Consider the following 18,580-nt stretch of genomic DNA (forward strand, 5'->3'; position numbering starts at 1 on the left):
AGGGCGGCAATGAGCGACCGGTCCGCAGGCCTCGCCCCGTCCCGCGTCACCGCGGTCCTGGGGCCCACCAACACCGGCAAGACCCACCTGGCGGTCGAGCGGATGCTGGGTCACGCCTCGGGCATGATCGGCCTACCGCTGCGCCTGTTGGCTCGTGAAATCTATGAGCGGATCGTCAGGCAGCGTGGCGCCGCCGCCGTCGCCCTGATCACGGGCGAGGAAAAGATCGTCCCGCCGCGCCCGCACTATTTCGTCTGCACGGTCGAGGCCATGCCGCTGGAGCGGTCGGTCGAGTTCCTGGCCATCGACGAGATCCAGCTGGTCGCGGACCCCGAGCGTGGTCACGTCTTCACCCAGAGGCTGCTGCATGCGCGCGGCCGGTTTGAAACCATGTTCCTGGGCGCCGGAACCATGGAGCCCCTGATCCGCCGCCTGGTCCCGGACGTCGAGATCGTGACGCGGGACCGGCTGTCCACCCTGTCCTACGCCGGGTCCAAGAAACTGACCCGCCTGCCCCGTCGCAGCGCCATCGTCGCCTTCTCGACCGAGCGGGTCTACGCCATCGCCGAACTGATCCGGCGTCAGAGGGGCGGGGCCGCCGTTGTCATGGGATCGCTCAGCCCCCGAACCCGCAACGCCCAGGTCGCCCTGTACCAATCGGGCGAAGTCGATTTCCTGGTCGCCACCGACGCCATCGGCATGGGGCTGAACATGGACGTAGACCATGTCGCCTTCGCCGGCTTGCGAAAGTTCGACGGCAGACGCACCCGCTGGCTGCACGCCCACGAGATCGGCCAGATCGCCGGGCGCGCCGGACGTCACCTGCGCGACGGCACATTCGGGGTCACGGCCGAGGCCGAGGATCTGGACGTCGATCTGGTCGAACAGGTGGTCGAGCATCGGTTCGATCCGGTCGAGGCCGCCGAATGGCGCAACGCCAAGCTCGACTTCGACACCCTGTCCGACCTGCTGCGGTCCCTGACCGTCACGCCTCGGACGTCAGGCCTCAGCCTGACCGGCGAAGCGCTCGACGAAACCCTGCTGCGTCGCCTGATCAAGGACGAGGAGGTGGCCCGCATCGGCCGGTCGCGCGGAGCCATCATGCGGCTGTGGGAAGCGTGCCAGTTGCCCGACTTCCAGAAGACGACGCTGGACGAGCATGCCCGCCTGGCCAAGGACGTCTTCCATGCCCTGACCGGCAAGCGCGGACGGCTGACCGACGACTGGATGGCGCCGCGCTTCGCCTTCGTGGATCGCGACGACGGCCAGATCGACCAGCTGTCGGCGCGGCTCTCGGCCGTCCGCACACTGTCCTACATCGCCAACCGGCCCGACTGGGTTCACAACGCGCAAGGGTGGCGCGACAAGACCCGAGCGCTGGAGGACCGGCTGTCGGACGTGCTGCACGAGCGGCTGACCGCCCGGTTCGTGGATCGCCGGACCACCGCCCTGATGCGCGCTCTGAACGTTCGCGAAGATACTTTCGCGGGCGTCGCCGACGACGGCGAGGTGACGGTCGAGGGCCAGGTGGTCGGCCAGCTGGAGGGCGTCCGCTTCCACATGGAGAAGGGCGCCTCGGCCCTGGAGGACCGCACCCTGCGCCAGGCGGCCGTGCGCGCCGTGACGCCCGAGATCAATCGCCGCCTGGGCCGTCTGGCCGCCGAGACCGACGAGGCCTTTTCCGTCACCCCAGACGGGGCCGTCCTGTGGCGCGGCGTGCTGACGGCCCAGATCGTGGCGACGCCGCAAGGGGCCGATCCGTTCTCGCCCGTCGTCCGCCTGCTGGGCGAACTGGGCCCGACGCCCGCCCGCGAGCGCGCCAAGCGCCGGATCGAGGCCTGGCTGGCGTTCGAGGCGGGCCGCGCGCTTCGCGATCTGCGCCGGCTGCGTCAGGCGGTGGAGTCGGGCGCGCTCAAGGGTCTGCCGCGCGGGATCGCCTTCCGCCTGATTGAAGCTGGCGGACTGATCGACCGTCGCGACGTGGAGCGCGATCTGGCGGCGCTCAGCCAGGTCGAGCGCCGCACCCTGAAAAGCTTCGCCATTCGCGTCGGCGTCCATTCCGTGTGGCTGCCCGGCCTGCAGAAGCCGCGCGCCCGGCATTTCGCCCAAGGGTTCTTGGATGCGCCGCTGATCCCGGCGACGCCGGACCTGATCCCGACGCCGATCGAGGCGCCCTCGCCGCGCCTGCTTTCGGCCCACGGCCTGCGCCAGGCCGGCCGCTGGCTGGTCTCGGTCGAGACGCTGGAGAAGATGGCCGATCTGCGGGCCGCGAACCACGGCAGGCTGTCCGACGAAGCCCTGACCGACCTGGGCTGGGCCGCCGATCAGGCGAAACAGGTCATCGCCGCCCTGAAGACCGAACGCGCCCGCCTGCCCGACAAGCCGGGCGCCGCGCCCAAACCGGTTAAGGATTCGCCGTTCGCTGCGCTTGCGGTTCTGACGGAAGCCCCGCCTGCGCGGCCCAAGCGGCGGCGTCCGCGTCGGAAGGCGACGACTTGAGCGAGGACGCCTGTCGCATCGATCTTTGGCTTTGGCGCGCGCGGTTCGTGAAAACGCGGGGGCTGGCCGCCGATCTGGTTGAGCGGGGCGCGGTGCGGCTGACGCATCAGGGGCGGGAGACACGGCTCGACAAGCCCAGCCGCTGCGTCCGCCCCGGCGATTTGCTGACCTTCGTCCAGGCGGGACGGGTCACCACCCTGACGGTGGACGCCATAGGCGAAAGGCGCGGGCCGCCTGAAGAAGCCCGCACCCTCTATTCTCTGATCATCATGCCATAAGGCGGCGCGATAGCCCTATTGCTTCAGCACGAACTCGCCTTCAATGTGCAGCTTCACTTCGTCGGAGACGGCCGGCAGGGCGTAGTTGATGCCGAAGTCCGAGCGCTTGATCGTGGCCTCGCCGTCAAAGCCGGACTTGTAGGCGCCCATGACGGTGCCGGCGCCGTTGAACTCGACCTCGATGGTGACGGGCTTGGTCACGCCGCGCAGGGTCAGGTCGCCGACCACGGTCGCCTCGTTGGCGTCATCCGAATCCACCGTCACCGAGCGCGAGACGAAGGTCGCCGTCGGATGGTTGGCGGTGTCGAAGAAGTCGGCGGTCTGCAGGTGCGCCTTCAGCCGGTCGTCGTTCGGAGCGACGTCGGTCAGCGGAATGGTGGCGGTCAGGGTCGAGGCCGACGGATTGGCCGGGTCCAGCTTCAGCTCGGCCTTCACGTTCACGAACTGGCCCGTGTAGGTCGACAGGCCGAAGTGGTTCACCGACCAGGTGATCTTGCCGTGGCTGGATTCCAGGTCGTAGTCGCCGGCGGTGACTTCGGCCGGGTTGTTGGTCAGGGCGGCCTGGGCCACGACCGCGCCGCCGGCGGCGAGGCTGAGCGCCAGAGCGCCGGCAACGGCGTATTTCATGAAGGGCGTGCGCATGGGGGAGTTCCTGTCGATGGGACGGTGGATATGCAATCAATACAGTTGCGATTAAGCCTGACTGTTGTCAAGCGGCGTCGAACCCGCTTGCGAACGTCTCTCGCCTTAAGCCCTGCTGTTGACAGTTGGTTGCGTGGCCGCCATGTCGCAGGCCTCCCGCTCACAGCTTGCCCCCATATCTTCGCCCAATGACCTACATCGTCACCGACGCCTGCGTGAAATGTAAGTTCATGGACTGCGTCGAAGTGTGTCCGGTGGACTGCTTCTACGAGGGCGAGAACTTCCTGGTCATCGCGCCCGACGAATGCATCGACTGCGGCGTGTGCGAGCCCGAATGCCCCGTCGACGCCATCGTCCCCGACACCGAGGACGAGCCTGACGGCAAGTGGCTTCAGGTCAACGCCGAATACGCCAAGGTCTGGCCCAACATCACCGTCAAGGGCACGCCCCCCGCCGATCGCGAACAGTACGAACGCGAGACCGGCAAATACGAGAAATACTTCAGCCCCAAGCCGGGCAAGGGTTCCTGACTTAGAGCCCGGCGGCGCTCAAGCCTTGCCGCAAATCCACGTCCGCCCTGTGGACGTTTTGAAATTCCGCAGATTTGTGATAGGTTCTGTTTCATTGGATCGGGCGGTCGAAATCTTCGCGCCGCCCGTGTTTGCGACAGAATCCCGCCCACAGACGGGATCGGCCAGAGGTTTGGTGATCCGTTTCCGCATTTGACGCCTGACATCATCCCCTCCGACGGAGCGATCCGGCGGATGAGATTCTGTTTGCGTTTTCTGCGCCTTCGCGTCGCCCGGCCCTGAACCGGGAAAGGACGAATATGACGAGCAAGACTGGTCTGGAGTTCAAGGTTGGCGACGCGGTCGTCTATCCGGCGCACGGCGTCGGGAAAGTCGCGGCAGTCGAGACCCAGGAAGTCGCGGGCATGTCGCTGGAAGTCTATGTCGTGACCTTCGATCACGAAAAGATGACCCTGCGCGTTCCGACCAAGAAGGCCGCGACGGCCGGCCTGCGTTCGCTGGCCGCCGACGACGTCGTGACCAAGGCCCTGAGCACCCTGAAGGGTCGCGCCCGTATCAAGCGCACCATGTGGTCGCGTCGCGCCCAGGAATACGAAGCCAAGATCAACTCGGGCGACCTGATCTCCATCGCCGAAGTGGTCCGCGACCTGCACCGCGCCGATACCCAGCCGGAACAGTCCTATTCGGAGCGCCAGCTCTATGAATCGGCCCTGGACCGCATGGCGCGCGAAGTCGCCGCCGCCAACAAGATCGACAAGGGCGCCGCCGTCGAGCTGCTCGCCAAGTCGCTCAGCGCCAAGAAGCCGATCCCGACCGCCGAAGCCGCTTAATCTTCGACCTCGGACAAACGAAAAGGCCCCGGAGCGATCCGGGGCCTTTTTGTTTTTCGGGCCCTACTTGCCGAACTTTCCCGACTTGCCGGGCACGGGAACCAGGTTCTTCAGACTGGGCTGGGACGCGTTCGCCTTGGGCGGCGCGACCTTCTTGGACTTGCCCTTGCTCTCTTTCACGGTGATCGACCTTTTCTGTGAAAGATCAGCCTAACAGGCAGACGACCGCCAAATGAGGCCGCACCGGCCCGCGCCCATGGCTTTTGAGCCGAGACTTCCCAAATAGGAGAATGGTCGCCGAGAGCGAACCGCCCGCAGGCGGTTGATCGGATCCGGTTTGACCACCATGCGAAACCTTCGATCTTATGATCTGGCTCATCGAGCTATCCGTCGCGCGCGCCGCCGCGACGGGTCGTCCCCTTTCAATCAAGGGGAGGGCGGACGCATGATCGGCTATCTGATCCTGGTTCACCGCTATCCCGAACAGTTCAAACGCCTGTTCGACGCCGTCTATGATCCCGCCAACCAGTATGTCGTTCACGTCGATCGCAACTCCGGCCCCGAGCTGGAACAGCAGATCCGCCAGTTCCTGGCCCCCTACGCCAACGCCGACGTCATCGAGAGCCGGCGCGCCCTGTGGGGCGGCTACAGCCTGATCGATGCCGAGCTGCGCGGCATGAAGCGGCTGCTGGAGATGAGCGACGACTGGTCGGTCTTCACCAACCTCAGCGGCCAGGATTTCCCGTTGAAGTCCCAGGCCGACATCATGGCCTTCCTGACGACGCACAAAGGGCAGGAGTTCATCCGCGCGGTCGATCAGCGCACCATCCGCCCCGACACCATGAACCGGGTCCGCAACATGGTGTTCGAACGCCCCGGCGGCATCCTGCGCACCATCCTGCGCCGTCCGTTCCTGCGCGGCGCCACGCCCTATATCGGCAATCAGTGGATGATGGTCAGCCGCCGCTTCTGCGACTTCGTCTGCAACGACAAGGCGGCGGACCGGTTCAAGGCCTTCTATCGCCACACCTTCATCGCCGACGAAGGCTTCTTCCAGACCGTGATGAAGAACACCGACGCCCATGGGCCGATGGTCAACGACGACATGCGGATGATCGACTGGATTCCCGACGGCGACATCAAGCTGCGCCCGCGCACCTACACGCTGGCGGACCTGCCCGAACTGAAGGCCAGCCCGTCATTGTTTGCGCGCAAGTTCGACGCCGAGGTCGATGACGCCGTCATCGACGCGCTGGAGGACTGGATCGCACCGGTCGGCGCCAACAGACCGATCCCGACCGCCGAAGCCGCATAGATTTCGACATCGGACCAACGAAAAGGCCCCGGAGCGATCCGGGGCCTTTTTTGCTGCTCGGCTATACGGGCCTCAGAAATACTCGGCATTGGCCGGGCACTGGGCGCTGATGCGGCGCGCGGTGATGCTGGCGGGAATATAGGGGGTGCCGCGCACGATCTGGGCGCCGCCGTTAAAGCTGAAGCTTGTATCCGTATAGGTCCCGTTCAGCCGCACGGCGATACGGCGGCCCTTGCGGTCCTGGCACGTGCCCTCGAAGCGGGCGTTGCCATTCCCCACCACGCGGGTCGGATAGGTGCAGCGCCACTTGTTGGTCGACAGGCCGCCGAAGAAGCGGTTGATCTCGCTGGGGCGGACACAGCGTTGCAGCGTGTCGCGCTGGCCCACGGCGCTGGTGGTGTATTCCCAATAGCCGGGCAGCACTTCGGACTGGGCCGCCGTCTGTGCGAGGGCGACGGCGGGCGCGGCCAGCATGAAGCCGCCGGCGACGACCGGGGCCAGGACGGCGAGCGCCCGCTTGGGCAGACGGTCGATCAGCGACGGACGGGACATGGCGGCCTTCTGTTCAGCTTTGGTCTTCATGGTATGACCCATACAGGGCGGCATTTGAATGACGGCTGAACGAACCGTCTGGATCATGCGTCCAGACTCAGCTTGACGCCGAACCGCCTCTTCCCTTATACGGCCCCCTCTCGCGCGGGCAGGTTCCTGCGCGCAACTGTTCATGCGTCTTCTCCCATGCTCGGGCTGGACGCCGCATCTTAAGGATCTGACGATGTCGCGTCGTTGCGAACTCACCGGTATCGGCCCGATGGTCGGCCACAATGTGAGCCACTCGAACATCAAGACCAAGCGCCGCTTCCTGCCGTCGCTGAAGACGGTCAAGCTGACTTCGGACAGCCTGGGCCAGACGTTCAGCCTGCGGATTTCGAACGCCGCGCTGCGCACCCTGGACTACAAGGGCGGCCTGGACGTCTTCATCGTCAAGGCCCGCGACGAGCAGCTGTCGATCGCCGCCCAGCGCATCAAGCGCCAGGTTCGCGCCAAGCTGGCCGAGCAAGCCGCCGCCGCCTGATCGGCGACGACATAGAGTTCTGGAAGAGGCCGGTGGAAACACCGGCCTTTTTCTTTGCGCCCTTGCCGGCCCGCGCTAAGCCTTCCTCGCCAGACCAAAGGGAAGTTCGATGCGCATCAAGGTTCTGCTCGCCGCCGCGAGCCTTCTGACCCTGACCGCCTGCGCCACCACCCCGACCGCCGCGACGACGCGCGAATCGACCCCCTACACCCTGGCCACCGACCAGCCGTTGACGCCCGAACAGCAGGCGATGCGGTTCGACAAGGCCGATCTGACGATCAAGGTCATTCCCGCCGACCAGGCCATCGACGCGGTCGCCGTGCTGGACTTCACCGCCAAGGCCCCGCTGGAGGCCCTGGTCGTCGACCTGGATACGCTGCTGACCATCTCGTCGGTCCAGATCGACGGGGTCGAGGTCGCCGTCGACCGCTGGTCCAATCCCCAGGGCCGGCTGACGGTGCAGCTGGCCCAGACCCTGCCCGCCGGACAGTCCGTCGCCCTGCGCGTCGCCTATTCCGGTCAGCCGCGCGTGGCGCCCCGCGCGCCGTGGGATGGCGGCTTCGTCTGGTCTGCCGCGCCGTCGGGCGAGCCGTGGATCGCCACCGCCGTCCAGGGCGAGGGCTGCGACATCTTCTGGCCCTGCATCGACAGCCCGCACGGCGAGCCGGGCCGGGTCGATCTGCACATCACCGTGCCGTCCGAGCTGTCGGCGCCCTCCAACGGCCGGTTCCTGGGCAAGGTCGATCACGGCGACGGCTGGACCACCTGGAACTGGACCGCCAAGTCGCCCAACACCTACGCCATCGCCCTGAACGTCGGCCCTTACGAAGAGGTCGCGGGCGAATATCGCAGCCGGTTCGGCAATACGATCCCGATGGCCTACTGGCATCTGAAATCGGACAAGCCGGAACAGGTCCAGGCCCTGTTCGCCCAGTTCCCGAAGATGCTCGATTTCTTCGAGGCGACGGTCGGCCCCTATCCCTTCGGCGACGAGAAGATGGGCGTGGTCGAGACCCCGCACCTGGGCATGGAGCACCAGACCATCAACGCCTATGGCAACGGCTACAAGATCGACGGGCGGGGCTATGACTGGCTGCTGCAGCACGAGTTCGCCCACGAATGGTTCGGCAACCAGCTGACCAACCAGAACGCCGACGACATGTGGCTGCACGAAGGCTTGGGCAGCTATATGCAGCCGCTCTACGCCCGCTGGCTGCTGGGCGACCGCTACATGCAGCGCGAACTGGCCGATCAGCGCGAGGGACTGATCAACGCATTCCCCGTCGTCTCAGGCGCCCCCAAGACCGAGGATGAAGTCTACAAGGGCGATGTCGGGCCCGGGCTCGACATCTACAACAAGGGCTCGCTGATCAGCCATTCGCTGCGGATGCTGATCGGCGACGCGGCCTTCCACCAGGCCCTGACCCGTCTGGTCTATGGGACCGACGATCCGCGTCCCGGCGCCTTCAAGCCCCTGTACCGCTCGACGCAGGATTTCCTTCAGATCGTCAACCAGGTGACGGGCCAGGACTATGGCTGGTTCTTCCGGGGCTATCTTTACAACGCGGCCCTCCCCGTGCTGACGCAGACGCGCGAAGGCGGGATGTTGCGGCTGGCGTGGACCACAGGCGACGGCGGGGTCTTCCCCATGCCGCTGGAGGTCGAGATCGACGGCGTCGTCCAGACCGTGGCGATGACCGGCGGGCGCGGCGAGGTCGCGGCTCCCGCCGACGCGCACGTCCTGATCGATCCGCACACCAAGGTGCTGCGCCAGATGGACGTGATCGACGAGTTGCAGGCCTACAAGGCGGCGCAGAAGCCGAAATAGCTGTCCTTCTCCCAGAGGGAGAAGGTGGCCCGAAGGGCCGGATGAGGGGTTACGGTGCTGATCGCGTCGCACAGCGTAACCCCTCACCCTTTCGCGCCAAGACCGATCGCTGACGCTCTCGGGCGCTCAAGCCCTCTCCCAACGGGAGAGGGTAAGCATTAAGCCGCCGCCACAGTCACCGACTGACGCACCATCTGGCACCGCTCCTGGGTGGTCAGGAAGGCGATGTCCGCCGCATCCCGCCCGCAGGCGATCCGCACGAGACCCTCGACCGGGGCCAGGCCCGTCGCATCGACCAGCCACCAGCCGTTGTCCAGCCAGACCTCGAAGATGGCGTGGAAATCGGGCGGCTCCAGCTGGTGGGCGAAGGCGCTGACGGCGCGGGCGGGAATGCCCGACGCCCGGCACAGGGTCATGCCCAGGTGGGTGAAGTCGCGACAAACCCCCGCGCGGTCGATGAAGGTGCGCGCCGCCGTGGTCTCGGTGTCCGAGACGCCGTGCTCGTAATCGACGTTGGCGGTGATCCAGTTCAGGATCGCCAGCACGCGCGCGCCGCCCGCCGTGTCGCCGAACTCGCGCGTGACGAACCGGCCGAACTGGTCCGACGGGCAATACCGGCTGGGCTGAAGATAGGGCAGGACCTCGGCCGGCAGCTCGCCCCAGTCGTGCTGAGACACGCTGGGCGGCAGGCCTTTCAGCACGCCGTTCTCGACCACCGCCTCATAGGTCAGGGTGACCTCGCCCTCGACATGGCAACGCAGGGTGCGGGCGCCGAAATCGACGTCCTCGTCCTCGTGAAACTCGACCGGCGGATCGAAGGTCAGGGTCTCTTCGATGATGTCCTGGCCGGGCCAGTGGGCCACCTGGATCTTGTAGATGGCGTCGGTCGGCGGATCGAAACGATAGACGAGCTCGGCGCGCACGCGCAGTTTCATGAGGGCCTACCGTTCCGAGCGAAAATGAAAATGGACGAGGCTGCTGAACGCCATGCGCCCTGGGCCGTTCCGTGTCCGTGAGGCGCCTTCTAGCGCGGCTTTGCGTCCGTGAAAATCGACAAGACAAGACAGTGTGTTAATCTGGCGCCCATGATCGCTTCCCCCGCCCTTCTCGCTCTTCGGGAAGCCACCGCATCCGCTCACGAAGCGTTGGAGATCGAGGCCCGGATCGAGCCGCGTCTGGCCGACCGCGCGACCCGCGCCGCGACGGTGCAGGCCTTTCACCGGTTTCACGCCGGTCTGGAGCCGGTCAGCCACCCGCTGGTCGCTGGCCTGAACACGGATGTCGGCGGCGCGTTCGAGCCCCGCTCTCGCGCCGCCGACATCGCCCGGGATCTTGCGGCGCTGGGCGTCCGCGTCCTCGCTCCTGCACGCCCGGTCGCGCCGACGACCGCTGGGGCCGCCCTGGGCTGGGTCTATGTCGCGGAAGGGTCGATGCTGGGCGGCCGCATTATTCGTCGTCGTTTGACGGCCGAGAGACGCGATCTGGACGGCCTCGACTTCCTCGATCCCTATGGCGAGGAGACCGGCGCCCGCTGGCGCGCCTTTATGACCTTGCTGGACCAGGCCTGCGCCTCGGGTCGCGCGACCGTCGAGGAGATCGTGCAGGGCGGCCTCGACGGCTTCGCCTTCGCCCACCAGACCCTGCAACCGCAGACGCAGGACGCCGCCGCATGACCGAGCCCCCCGACCCCGTCGAACCGGTGCTGACGGACTGTGATCGCGAGCCGATCCACATTCCGCAATCCATCCAGCCGCACGGCTTCCTGCTGGTTCTGGACCTGCAAACCCTGACGATCAGACAGGGCGCGGGCGCCATCGAGGACCTGACCGGCCGTAAGACCTGGATCGATCGCACCATCGCGGACGTGCTGGGCGATGTCACGGACCGGCGCATCCGTTCGATGGCGGCGATGCAGGAGACCGGATTCGCCTGCCGCTGGCGCGCGACCAACCGCCTGGAATACGACGTGGTCGTCCACCGTGCGCCCAACGCCGGCCCTGCCGACGACCTGATGATCGTCGAGGTCGAACAGAGCTCGCAGCAGGCGCGCCTGGGCATCGACCTGGTCGCCAATCTGGACGCTGCGGGCGCATCGCTGGAACGGGCGGTGACGGTGCAGTCGGTGTGCGAGCGGGCGGCCGAGGCGTTTCGCAAGCTGACCGGATTCGACCGGGTCATGATCTATCGCTTCCACGACGACGATGCGGGCCAGGTGATCGCCGAGGCGCGCGCGGACGGAACTGGGTCATTCCTGAACCACCATTTTCCGGCCGCCGACATCCCCAGACAGGCGCGGGCCCTTTATCTGCGCAACCCCGTGCGTGTCATTCCCGACAGCCGCTATACGCCCCAACCCTTGCGTCCCGTGGCGCCCGGCGAGACGCCGCTGGACATGAGCGACAGCGGCCTGCGGTCGGTGTCGCCGATCCATCTGCAGTATCTCAGAAACATGGACGTGCGGGCCTCGGCCTCGGTCTCGATCATCGTCGACGACGCTCTGTGGGGGCTGATCGCCTGTCACAACGCCTCGCCCAAGCTGCTGCCCTACGAGCTTCGGGTCGGCTGCACGACCCTGGCACGCAATCTGGCGCGGCAGCTGAAGGCCAAGGGCGACGCCGAGCTTTATCGCGAACGCATCCGCCTGCGCCGCATGGAAGACGAAATGATCGGGCGGCTTTCGACGGACCGCCCGCTGCGCGAGGCGCTGGGCATGCACGCCGATTCCTTGATGCAGCTGACGAGCGCCGACGGCCTGGCCATCGTCGGCGACTGCGACGTCCAGATCTTCGGCCATGCTCCGCCCAAGGAGGCGGTGAGCGCCATCGCCGCCTGGGCTGCGGAACAGCCCGGTCTGCGCCCCGTGTCCTCCCACAACCTTGCCGCCGTCCTGCCCGAGGCCAAGGCCTGGTCGATCCATGGCAGCGGGCTCCTGGCCGTCACCCTGCCGATCGACCAGCCGGTGTCGATCCTGTGGTTCCGCTCCGAAGTGATCGAGACGGTGCGGTGGGCCGGCAATCCCTCAACCGCCGACAAGACCGGCCCAAACGCCGTGCTGACGCCGCGCGCCTCGTTCGAGAGCTGGTCTGAATCGGTCTCGGGCCGCGCCCACCGCTGGAGCCCGGCTGCGATCGAGTCGGCCGCGCGCCTTCGCGACGCCCTGGCCGACTATGCCGCCATCGACCAGCTTCGCCGCCTGAACCGCTCGCTTCAGGACCGCCTGTCCGAGCGGGATCTGCGGCTGGAGCAGCAGCAATATCTGATCCGCGAAGTGAACCACCGGGTCCAGAACAGCCTGACCCTGGTGTCCAGCTTCCTGGGCCTTCAGGCGCGCGAGCAGACGGGCAGCGCCGCCGCCACGGCCTTGAACGAGGCGCGTCGTCGCGTGCGCGCCGTCTCTGCGGTGCACAGCCGGCTGTATCTGGGCGATCAGGTCGCTTCTATCGACATGGCCCGCTACATCGGAGACCTGATCGTGGACCTCAGCTCCAGCATGGGGCCGGACTGGACGGCCGTGATCGAGACGGATCTGGACCCGGTCTGCGTCGATGCCGGGCGGGCGGTCACCATCGGCCTGATCCTGACCGAACTGATCATCAACGCCCAGAAATACGCCTATAACGGCAAGCCCGGTCCGCTTCGCATCATCATGGAAGACCAGGGCGCCAACTTCCGCCTGTCGGTCGAGGACGAGGGCGCCGGCGGCCATCTGGCGGGCAAGGGTTTCGGCTCGATGATGATCCAGAGCCTGGTGGGACAGCTGGACGGGACCATCGACTATGTGGACCGGGCGCCGGGCCTGGCCGTCAACGTCAAGGCGCGGATCGATCCGCTGATCTGATCGCACGCCCTGTGGCGTGACGCCGCAGGGCGGCGTAAGAGCCGCGCCATGTCCGCCCTTGTTTCGCGTGTCTCGCCTCGCGCCTTCGCCCTGATCGTCCTGCTGATCGCCGCTTGCGTGCTGGGCCTGGCGCCCATTCTGGTGCGGTTGACCGAGACGGGGCCGGCGGCGGCGGGCTTCTGGCGCTTCCTGTTCGCCCTGCCCCTTCTGACCATCCTGGCGGCGCGTGAGCCCGGCGGGATCGCGACGCCGTCGAAATGGGCGCTGCTGGCGGGTCTGTTCTTCGCCCTGGACCTCAGCTTCTGGCACTACGGCATCGTCATGACCTCGGTCGCCAATGCGACGGTGCTGTGCAACCTGACGCCGGTCGTGGTCACCCTGTTCGGCTGGTTCGTGCTAAAGGAGCGGCCGCACCGGCTGTTCCTTGTGGCCCTGGCCCTGGCCATGGGCGGCGCCTTCGCGATGGCTGCGGGCGCGGACGGCGGACAGGGGACCAATCCGCCGCTGGGCGATATCTTCTCGCTGTCGGTGGCAGTCTGGTATTCGGGCTATTTCCTGGCGGTGAAGGCCGCGCGGCGCACGGCCGGCGCGATGCGCGTCACCTTCTGGGCCACATTGCTGGGCGCGCCCCTGCTGCTGATCGTCGCCCTGGCGCTGGGCGAAGCTGTCATTCCCGCCGGGCCGGCCGGGTGGGCCGCCTGTATCGCCATGGGGGTCATGCACGTCTTCGGACAGGGCGGCGTGGCCTGGGCGCTGGGCAAACTGCCGGCCTCGGTCACGGCCGTCACCATCCTGATCCAGCCGGTGGTCGCGGGTTTGCTGGGCTGGTGGATCTTCGGCGAGACCCTGACGCCGATCCAGGCCCTGGGCGGCGCCCTGGTGCTGGGCGCCATCTTGATGGCGCAGAGGTCGCAGCGGGTGAAGACGGTCACCGCCGCAGAGGCGCCGAACGGGCTCAAGTAGCGCGAAGCGCGGTAGCCGGGAACGATGCGCTCAAGTAGCGCGAAGCGCGGTAGCCGGGAACGATGCGCTCAAGCAGCGCGAAGCGCGGTAGCCCCACAACAAGAAAACGGGCGCAGAAGAAACTCCCGCGCCCGTTCCTAAGCCTTGAAGGCTGATCGACTCAGAGAAGCTTGAGATCGATCGCCGAAGTCTTGCCGCGCTGGTTTTCCAGCTCGTATTCGACCTTGGCGTTCTCATCGAGACCCTGAAGTCCTGCCTTCTGAACGGCGGTGACGTGAACGAACACGTCTGTTCCGCCGCCATCGGGCTGGATGAAGCCGAAGCCCTTGGTGGGGTTGAACCACTTGACCGTGCCGGTCGCCATGTCTGCGTCTCCGTAAACGCGCTTTTCCAGGCGGATCCCCCTTGGGGTGACCCGACAGTCCTCTGGACAGCTCGTTCAGGCGAAGGAGCGAAACGCGGGTATGGACCCCACGCAAAATCCGGACTGTGCTGATGTTGTCACCCGGCTTTTCGAGGCGGTCAACAGCAAAGCGATTCGCGCTGGTCCCATTCAGGATTAACGGCAGATGCCCCGCGCAGCGCCGTCGATGTGCAGATGGTTGGCGTGGGCGGCGTTGTAGTCGGGCGTCAGAACCGTCGAGAACAGACGGCACGCGCCGTCGCGAACGGCATGCAGGAAGCGAGAGCCCGGCTCGCCCGCAGGACCGTCGCCGCGCCAGTCGTTCAGGACGCTGACGGTTCGTCCGTCCTTCAAGGTGACGCCTGCGACATCCAGCGCATTGGCCTTGGCGTGTTCGCTGGGCCGTTCCTGATCGTCCTGCGAGCCATAGATGCGGCGGCACGAATAGGTCCCGTAGTTCTCGACACGCGCCGGGGCCGAACCCAGAATGTCGCGCGACGCCGGACGCAGCACCTGTCGGTCCCAGATGACGTAGCGCACCGCCAAGGGGCACTGCATGACGACGCCGGCCGGCGCGAGAGGCGTCACCTCGCCGCCCGTGATCCGCACCGCCCCGCGCACCACGCAGAAGCCGCCGTCGTCGCGGTCGGGCGCCCGTTCGACCTGAACCCCCGCATTGCGCAAGGCCTGCATACAGGCCTCCGTCGCGCTGTTCACCGCCTCGGGCGAGGCGGCGGTCGGCACGTCGAAGGCGGCGACCTTGGCCGTCGTGGCCCGTCCCAGGGGCCGATCCAGATCCAGCGGCTTCCACGGCAGGTCCTGCGCCGGAGCAAAGACGTTCAACAGTGCAAAGCCCGCGCAGACCAGCAGCGCGAGCTCCCACACCAGATTCCACATGTCCGCCAGATCGCGCTTCATTCCGCCCCGTCACGGGCCGCAAACGGCCCCGCTGGCAAACGCCGCCGGGCGCGATACGTTCACGCCGCCTCGAAAGCGCGGACCAACCCCGGCATCAGTCCGGTCGCGGCCGCCCCGTCGCCCTGGTTGGTCAAGGCGATGAAGGCCGCGCCCAGACCCGGCGCCACGACGGCCGTCGCATACCACAGGGTGTTCGACCCATCGTGGGTCAGGATCGGCCCCCTGGACCACGCTTTTCCCGGCAGAACGATCCAGCCCAGCCCATAGGGCGTTCCCTCGCCCGCCAATGGGGCAGAGAGCGTCGCGACCGTTTCGGATTTCAGCCAGCCCGCTCCGTCGTTCAGAAAGACGCCCAGCCATGTCGCATAGTCGCCCAGCGTCATGTGCGACGTGCCCGCAGGCCCGAGGGCCAGGGGATTGTCTGCGCCCGGATCGGCAGGGTCCATGGCGATCCGCCCGGCCCCTACGCCCCTATGTCCCCAGGCATTGGCGCCGCCCGTCGCATTGTGGACCGGCCCGCCGAAGCCGCCGGTCGTCAGACCCAGCGGCCCATAGACCTCGGCCCGCATCGCCTCTTCCCAAGGTGCGCCGGTGATCCTTTCGATGGCGGCGCCGACGATCATGTAGTCGGCGTTGCTGTATTCATAAACGCCCTGGGGGCCGCTCGGCGGTGCGCCCAGCACCCGCTCGACGACGGCCGCCCGCTGCTCGGGCAGGGATCGCGGATCGTCTCGCGCCGTCAGAAAGAAGACCATGCCCAGGGCGGCCGCGTCCTTGACCCCGGCCCGGTGGCGCATGAAGTCGCGGATGGTCGTCCCATTCCAGCCTGGATCGATCGTCATGCCGGGAAACAGTTCGCCCAAGGGCGCGTCCCACTGGGTTCGGCCTTGTTCGACCAACCGCGCGAACAGGGCCGCCGTCATCGCCTTGGTGTTCGACCCGAAATGCCAGCGGTCATCGAGCGTCGCCGGATCGTTCGCGCCGAACCGGCGCACGCCCCGGACCCCGGACCAGGCCAGCCCCTCGCGCGTCACAACCCCGCCGGCCAGAGCGACCGGGGCCAGAGCGACCGGGGCCTGGGCGGCGAAGGCCGCGTCCATGGCGGCGTCATAAGCCGCCGCAGTCCGCGCTGCAGCCGGTCGGGCGCCCAACAAGGCGGCTGCGGCGCCGGCAGCCACGACGTTTCGACGATTCAGCGTCATGCGATCCCTCTTCCTGCAAGTCTCCGACCCTAGTCCGAAACCGCGCGGCGTCGCATGAGAAGATCGTAATCTCGCGCCGCTTGCCCCGATCCCACATCCGGCCCACTCTCTCGTGATGGGAAAGAAATCAGACGCCTATGACGCCGAGCTGGAGCAGATCCAGCTGGCGATCGTCCAGAGCCAGGCCTGGAGCATCGAACACGGCTCGCGCGTGGTCATCGTGCTGGAGGGTCGCGACACCGCCGGCAAGGACGGGGCCATCAAGCGGCTGACCGAACACATGTCGCCGCGCCAGACCCGTGTCATCGCCCTGCCCAAGCCCAGCGACCGCGAAAGCAGCCAGTGGTATTTCCAGCGTTATGTGCCCCACCTGCCGGGCGCGGGCGAGACGGTGATCTTCAACCGGTCCTGGTACAACCGCGCCGGGGTCGAGCCGGTGATGGGATATTGCAAGCCCGAGCAGTACGCCCAGTTCATGACCGACGCCCCGCGCTTCGAGCGGATGCTGACCGACGACGGGATCATCCTGATCAAGATCTGGCTGGACATCTCACGCGAGGAACAGGCCAAACGGCTGAAGGAACGCCGCACCGACCCGCTGAAGAAGTTCAAGCTGTCGTCGCTGGACGCCGAGGCCGAGGCGCGGTTCGACGCCTATTCCGACGCCCGCGACCGCATGCTGGACGAGACGGATCGCCCCTTCGCGCCCTGGACCGTCGTGGCCACCGACGACAAGAAGACCGCGCGGCTGAACATCGGCCGCTACATCCTGTCGGTCCTGAAACAGGCCAGCGTCGAGGTGAAGAAGCCGGATCCGCAGGTCGTCTTCAGCGCCGCCAAGGCCAAGGGAAAGCTGGCGCGCTGATCGGCCTCAGGCCGTCCTGACGATCCCGCCCGTCGCCGCCACCGGCCACGGCGTCAGCCGCCCGCCCGCGCAGGGGCCGCCCTTGCATTCGCCGGTCAGCGGCTCGAACACCGCCCCGTGCCAGCCGCACAGGATCAGCGACCCGTCGGGGGTCAGATAGCGGTCGATCTCCATGGCGATGGGAAAGCCCGCATGGGGGCAGCGGTCGACCCAGCCGGCGACCTGACCGTCCTTGCGCACGACGAAGCCGTGGAAGAAGGCCTCGCCGATCTGAAGCACGAAGCCACGCGAGCCGGGGTCGGCGATGTCGCTCTCGGCGCACAGGGCCACGCCCGGCGGCGTCTTCCAGACCCGCTTGCGCTCGGCCGGGGCCTCCTCAGACACGCTCGGCCTTCAGCGGACGCGACAGCAGGCCGTCGATCAGGCCGTCTACGTCGATCTCGCCGGCCAGCAGGGCGGCGACGCCTTCGGAAATCGGGATTTCCACGCCCAGGCGCGCCGCCAGTTCGCGAACGGCCGGAGCGCTCTCGTAACCTTCGGCCACCGACCGTTTGCCGGCCAGGGCCTGTTCCACCGTCTGCCCCTGGCCCAGGGCCAGACCCAGGCTCATGTTGCGCGACTGGGGGCTGGAGCAGGTCAGGACAAGGTCGCCCAGACCGCACAGGCCCGCCACCGTCTCGGCCTGACCGCCCATGGCGACGGCGAGGCGCGTCATTTCCGCAAAGCCGCGCGTGATCAAGGCGGCGTGGGCGCTGCGCCCCAACTGACGCCCTTCGGAAATGCCGCAGGCGATGGCCAGCACGTTCTTCAGCGCCCCGCCCGCCTCGGCGCCCACCAGATCGGTCGCCAGATAGGGCCGGAAACCCGGCGCCGACAGGGTGTTCAGCAGGGCCTGACCCAGCGCTGCATCGGCGCAGGCCAGGGTGACGGCGGTCGGCAGGCCGCGCGACACCTCGCCCGCGAAACTGGGGCCCGACAGGACGGCGGCGGGCGCGTCCGGCAGGGTCTCGGCCAGCACCTCGGTCATCAGCTTCATCGTGCCGCGCTCGACCCCCTTGGAGCACAGCACCACCGGCACGCCGGCGCGGTGATGGGGCGCAAAGGCCGTCAGGGTGGCGCGCATATGCTGGGCCGGCGGCACCGCCAGGATCACGTCGCAGTCGGCGAGATCCGCCAGCTCCGCCGTGAACTTCAGTTCGTCCGCCAACGGCACGCCGGGCAGATACAGGTCGTTGGCCCGCGTCGCCCCCAGCGTCTCGACCAGCTTCTGCTCGCGCGCCTGCAGCGTCGTATCCAGCCCTGCCCGGACGCAGACCTGCGCCAGGGCGGTGCCCCAGGCGCCCGCGCCGATGACCCCTGCCGTGCGGAATTCCATACGCCCTCCCGAGGCTTGT

General features: G+C 67.3%; 19 protein-coding genes. 11 read left to right on the plus strand and 8 right to left on the minus strand.

Annotated features, from left to right (window positions below; all coding sequences use genetic code 11):
- The first annotated feature begins 9 nt into the window (after positions 1-9).
- Both ACP693_RS14580 and ACP693_RS14585 read left to right on the plus strand, forming a co-directional pair.
- Positions 10-2,499, plus strand: a complete 2,490-nt coding sequence (locus tag ACP693_RS14580) for a helicase-related protein (RefSeq protein WP_426020429.1) — start codon at positions 10-12, stop codon at positions 2,497-2,499.
- Complete coding sequence (locus ACP693_RS14585) at positions 2,496-2,777, plus strand: RNA-binding S4 domain-containing protein (protein WP_426020430.1); 282 nt, start codon at positions 2,496-2,498, stop codon at positions 2,775-2,777. Before ACP693_RS14580 ends, ACP693_RS14585 begins: the two co-directional genes overlap by 4 nt.
- A gap of 15 nt (positions 2,778-2,792) precedes the next feature.
- On the opposite strand, the gene ACP693_RS14590 is transcribed toward ACP693_RS14585, so the two are convergent.
- The gene (locus tag ACP693_RS14590) at positions 2,793-3,419 is read right to left on the minus strand and encodes a YceI family protein (protein WP_426020431.1); all 627 of its coding nucleotides are present in this window, start codon (positions 3,417-3,419) and stop codon (positions 2,793-2,795) included.
- Between the two features lie 188 nt (positions 3,420-3,607).
- Here ACP693_RS14590 and fdxA point away from each other — a divergent pair, with 188 nt between their 5' ends.
- From fdxA to ACP693_RS14605, 3 genes are all read left to right on the plus strand, one after another.
- A complete protein-coding gene (gene fdxA, locus ACP693_RS14595) occupies positions 3,608-3,949 on the plus strand; it encodes a ferredoxin FdxA (protein WP_017505910.1) in 342 nt (113 codons plus the stop codon).
- Between the two features lie 299 nt (positions 3,950-4,248).
- A complete protein-coding gene (locus ACP693_RS14600; protein WP_135194663.1) occupies positions 4,249-4,779 on the plus strand; it encodes a CarD family transcriptional regulator in 531 nt (176 codons plus the stop codon).
- Between the two features lie 445 nt (positions 4,780-5,224).
- Positions 5,225-6,094, plus strand: coding sequence for a beta-1,6-N-acetylglucosaminyltransferase (locus ACP693_RS14605; protein WP_426020432.1), 870 nt, complete (start codon positions 5,225-5,227; stop codon positions 6,092-6,094).
- A gap of 72 nt (positions 6,095-6,166) precedes the next feature.
- On the opposite strand, the gene ACP693_RS14610 is transcribed toward ACP693_RS14605, so the two are convergent.
- Positions 6,167-6,676: a DUF3617 domain-containing protein gene (locus ACP693_RS14610; RefSeq protein WP_426020433.1), complete on the minus strand. Its 510-nt coding sequence runs from the start codon at positions 6,674-6,676 to the stop codon at positions 6,167-6,169.
- Positions 6,677-6,869: 193 nt separating this feature from the next.
- Between ACP693_RS14610 and rpmB the strand changes: the two genes are divergently transcribed.
- Both rpmB and ACP693_RS14620 read left to right on the plus strand, forming a co-directional pair.
- A complete protein-coding gene (rpmB, locus tag ACP693_RS14615) occupies positions 6,870-7,169 on the plus strand; it encodes a 50S ribosomal protein L28 (protein ID WP_135195581.1) in 300 nt (99 codons plus the stop codon).
- 109 nt (positions 7,170-7,278) lie between these two features.
- Positions 7,279-8,997 (plus strand): M1 family metallopeptidase, encoded by a 1,719-nt coding sequence (locus ACP693_RS14620; RefSeq protein WP_426020434.1) that lies wholly within the window; start codon positions 7,279-7,281, stop codon positions 8,995-8,997.
- 158 nt (positions 8,998-9,155) lie between these two features.
- Here the strand turns inward: ACP693_RS14620 and ACP693_RS14625 are convergent, their stop codons facing one another.
- Positions 9,156-9,932: a transglutaminase-like domain-containing protein gene (locus ACP693_RS14625; RefSeq protein ID WP_372691292.1), complete on the minus strand. Its 777-nt coding sequence runs from the start codon at positions 9,930-9,932 to the stop codon at positions 9,156-9,158.
- A 150-nt stretch (positions 9,933-10,082) separates the two neighbouring features.
- On the opposite strand from ACP693_RS14625, the gene ACP693_RS14630 reads away from it, so the two are divergent.
- From ACP693_RS14630 to ACP693_RS14640, 3 genes are read left to right on the plus strand one after another with little or no spacing between them, the layout of a single operon-like run.
- The gene (locus ACP693_RS14630; RefSeq protein ID WP_426020435.1) at positions 10,083-10,670 is read left to right on the plus strand and encodes a biliverdin-producing heme oxygenase; all 588 of its coding nucleotides are present in this window, start codon (positions 10,083-10,085) and stop codon (positions 10,668-10,670) included.
- Positions 10,667-12,835: a histidine kinase dimerization/phosphoacceptor domain -containing protein gene (locus tag ACP693_RS14635; protein WP_426020436.1), complete on the plus strand. Its 2,169-nt coding sequence runs from the start codon at positions 10,667-10,669 to the stop codon at positions 12,833-12,835. Before ACP693_RS14630 ends, ACP693_RS14635 begins: the two co-directional genes overlap by 4 nt.
- Before the next feature lie 48 nt (positions 12,836-12,883).
- Positions 12,884-13,798, plus strand: coding sequence for a DMT family transporter (locus ACP693_RS14640; RefSeq protein WP_426020438.1), 915 nt, complete (start codon positions 12,884-12,886; stop codon positions 13,796-13,798).
- Between the two features lie 160 nt (positions 13,799-13,958).
- On the opposite strand, the gene ACP693_RS14645 is transcribed toward ACP693_RS14640, so the two are convergent.
- The 3 genes from ACP693_RS14645 to ACP693_RS14655 form a co-directional block, all read right to left on the minus strand.
- The gene (locus tag ACP693_RS14645) at positions 13,959-14,162 is read right to left on the minus strand and encodes a cold-shock protein (RefSeq protein ID WP_135194657.1); all 204 of its coding nucleotides are present in this window, start codon (positions 14,160-14,162) and stop codon (positions 13,959-13,961) included.
- A gap of 195 nt (positions 14,163-14,357) precedes the next feature.
- A complete protein-coding gene (locus ACP693_RS14650; RefSeq protein WP_426020439.1) occupies positions 14,358-15,119 on the minus strand; it encodes an extensin family protein in 762 nt (253 codons plus the stop codon).
- A gap of 59 nt (positions 15,120-15,178) precedes the next feature.
- A complete protein-coding gene (locus ACP693_RS14655) occupies positions 15,179-16,321 on the minus strand; it encodes a serine hydrolase domain-containing protein (RefSeq protein ID WP_426020440.1) in 1,143 nt (380 codons plus the stop codon).
- 115 nt (positions 16,322-16,436) lie between these two features.
- Between ACP693_RS14655 and ppk2 the strand changes: the two genes are divergently transcribed.
- Positions 16,437-17,186, plus strand: coding sequence for a polyphosphate kinase 2 (gene ppk2, locus ACP693_RS14660; RefSeq protein ID WP_426020441.1), 750 nt, complete (start codon positions 16,437-16,439; stop codon positions 17,184-17,186).
- A gap of 6 nt (positions 17,187-17,192) precedes the next feature.
- On the opposite strand, the gene ACP693_RS14665 is transcribed toward ppk2, so the two are convergent.
- Complete coding sequence (locus ACP693_RS14665; protein WP_346494423.1) at positions 17,193-17,570, minus strand: Rieske (2Fe-2S) protein; 378 nt, start codon at positions 17,568-17,570, stop codon at positions 17,193-17,195.
- A complete protein-coding gene (locus ACP693_RS14670; RefSeq protein ID WP_426020738.1) occupies positions 17,563-18,561 on the minus strand; it encodes an NAD(P)H-dependent glycerol-3-phosphate dehydrogenase in 999 nt (332 codons plus the stop codon). Before ACP693_RS14670 ends, ACP693_RS14665 begins: the two co-directional genes overlap by 8 nt.
- Between the last annotated feature and the right edge of the window lie 19 nt (positions 18,562-18,580).

The organism is Brevundimonas sp. TWP1-3 (assembly GCF_049896085.1).
Classification (GTDB): Bacteria; Pseudomonadota; Alphaproteobacteria; order Caulobacterales; family Caulobacteraceae; genus Brevundimonas.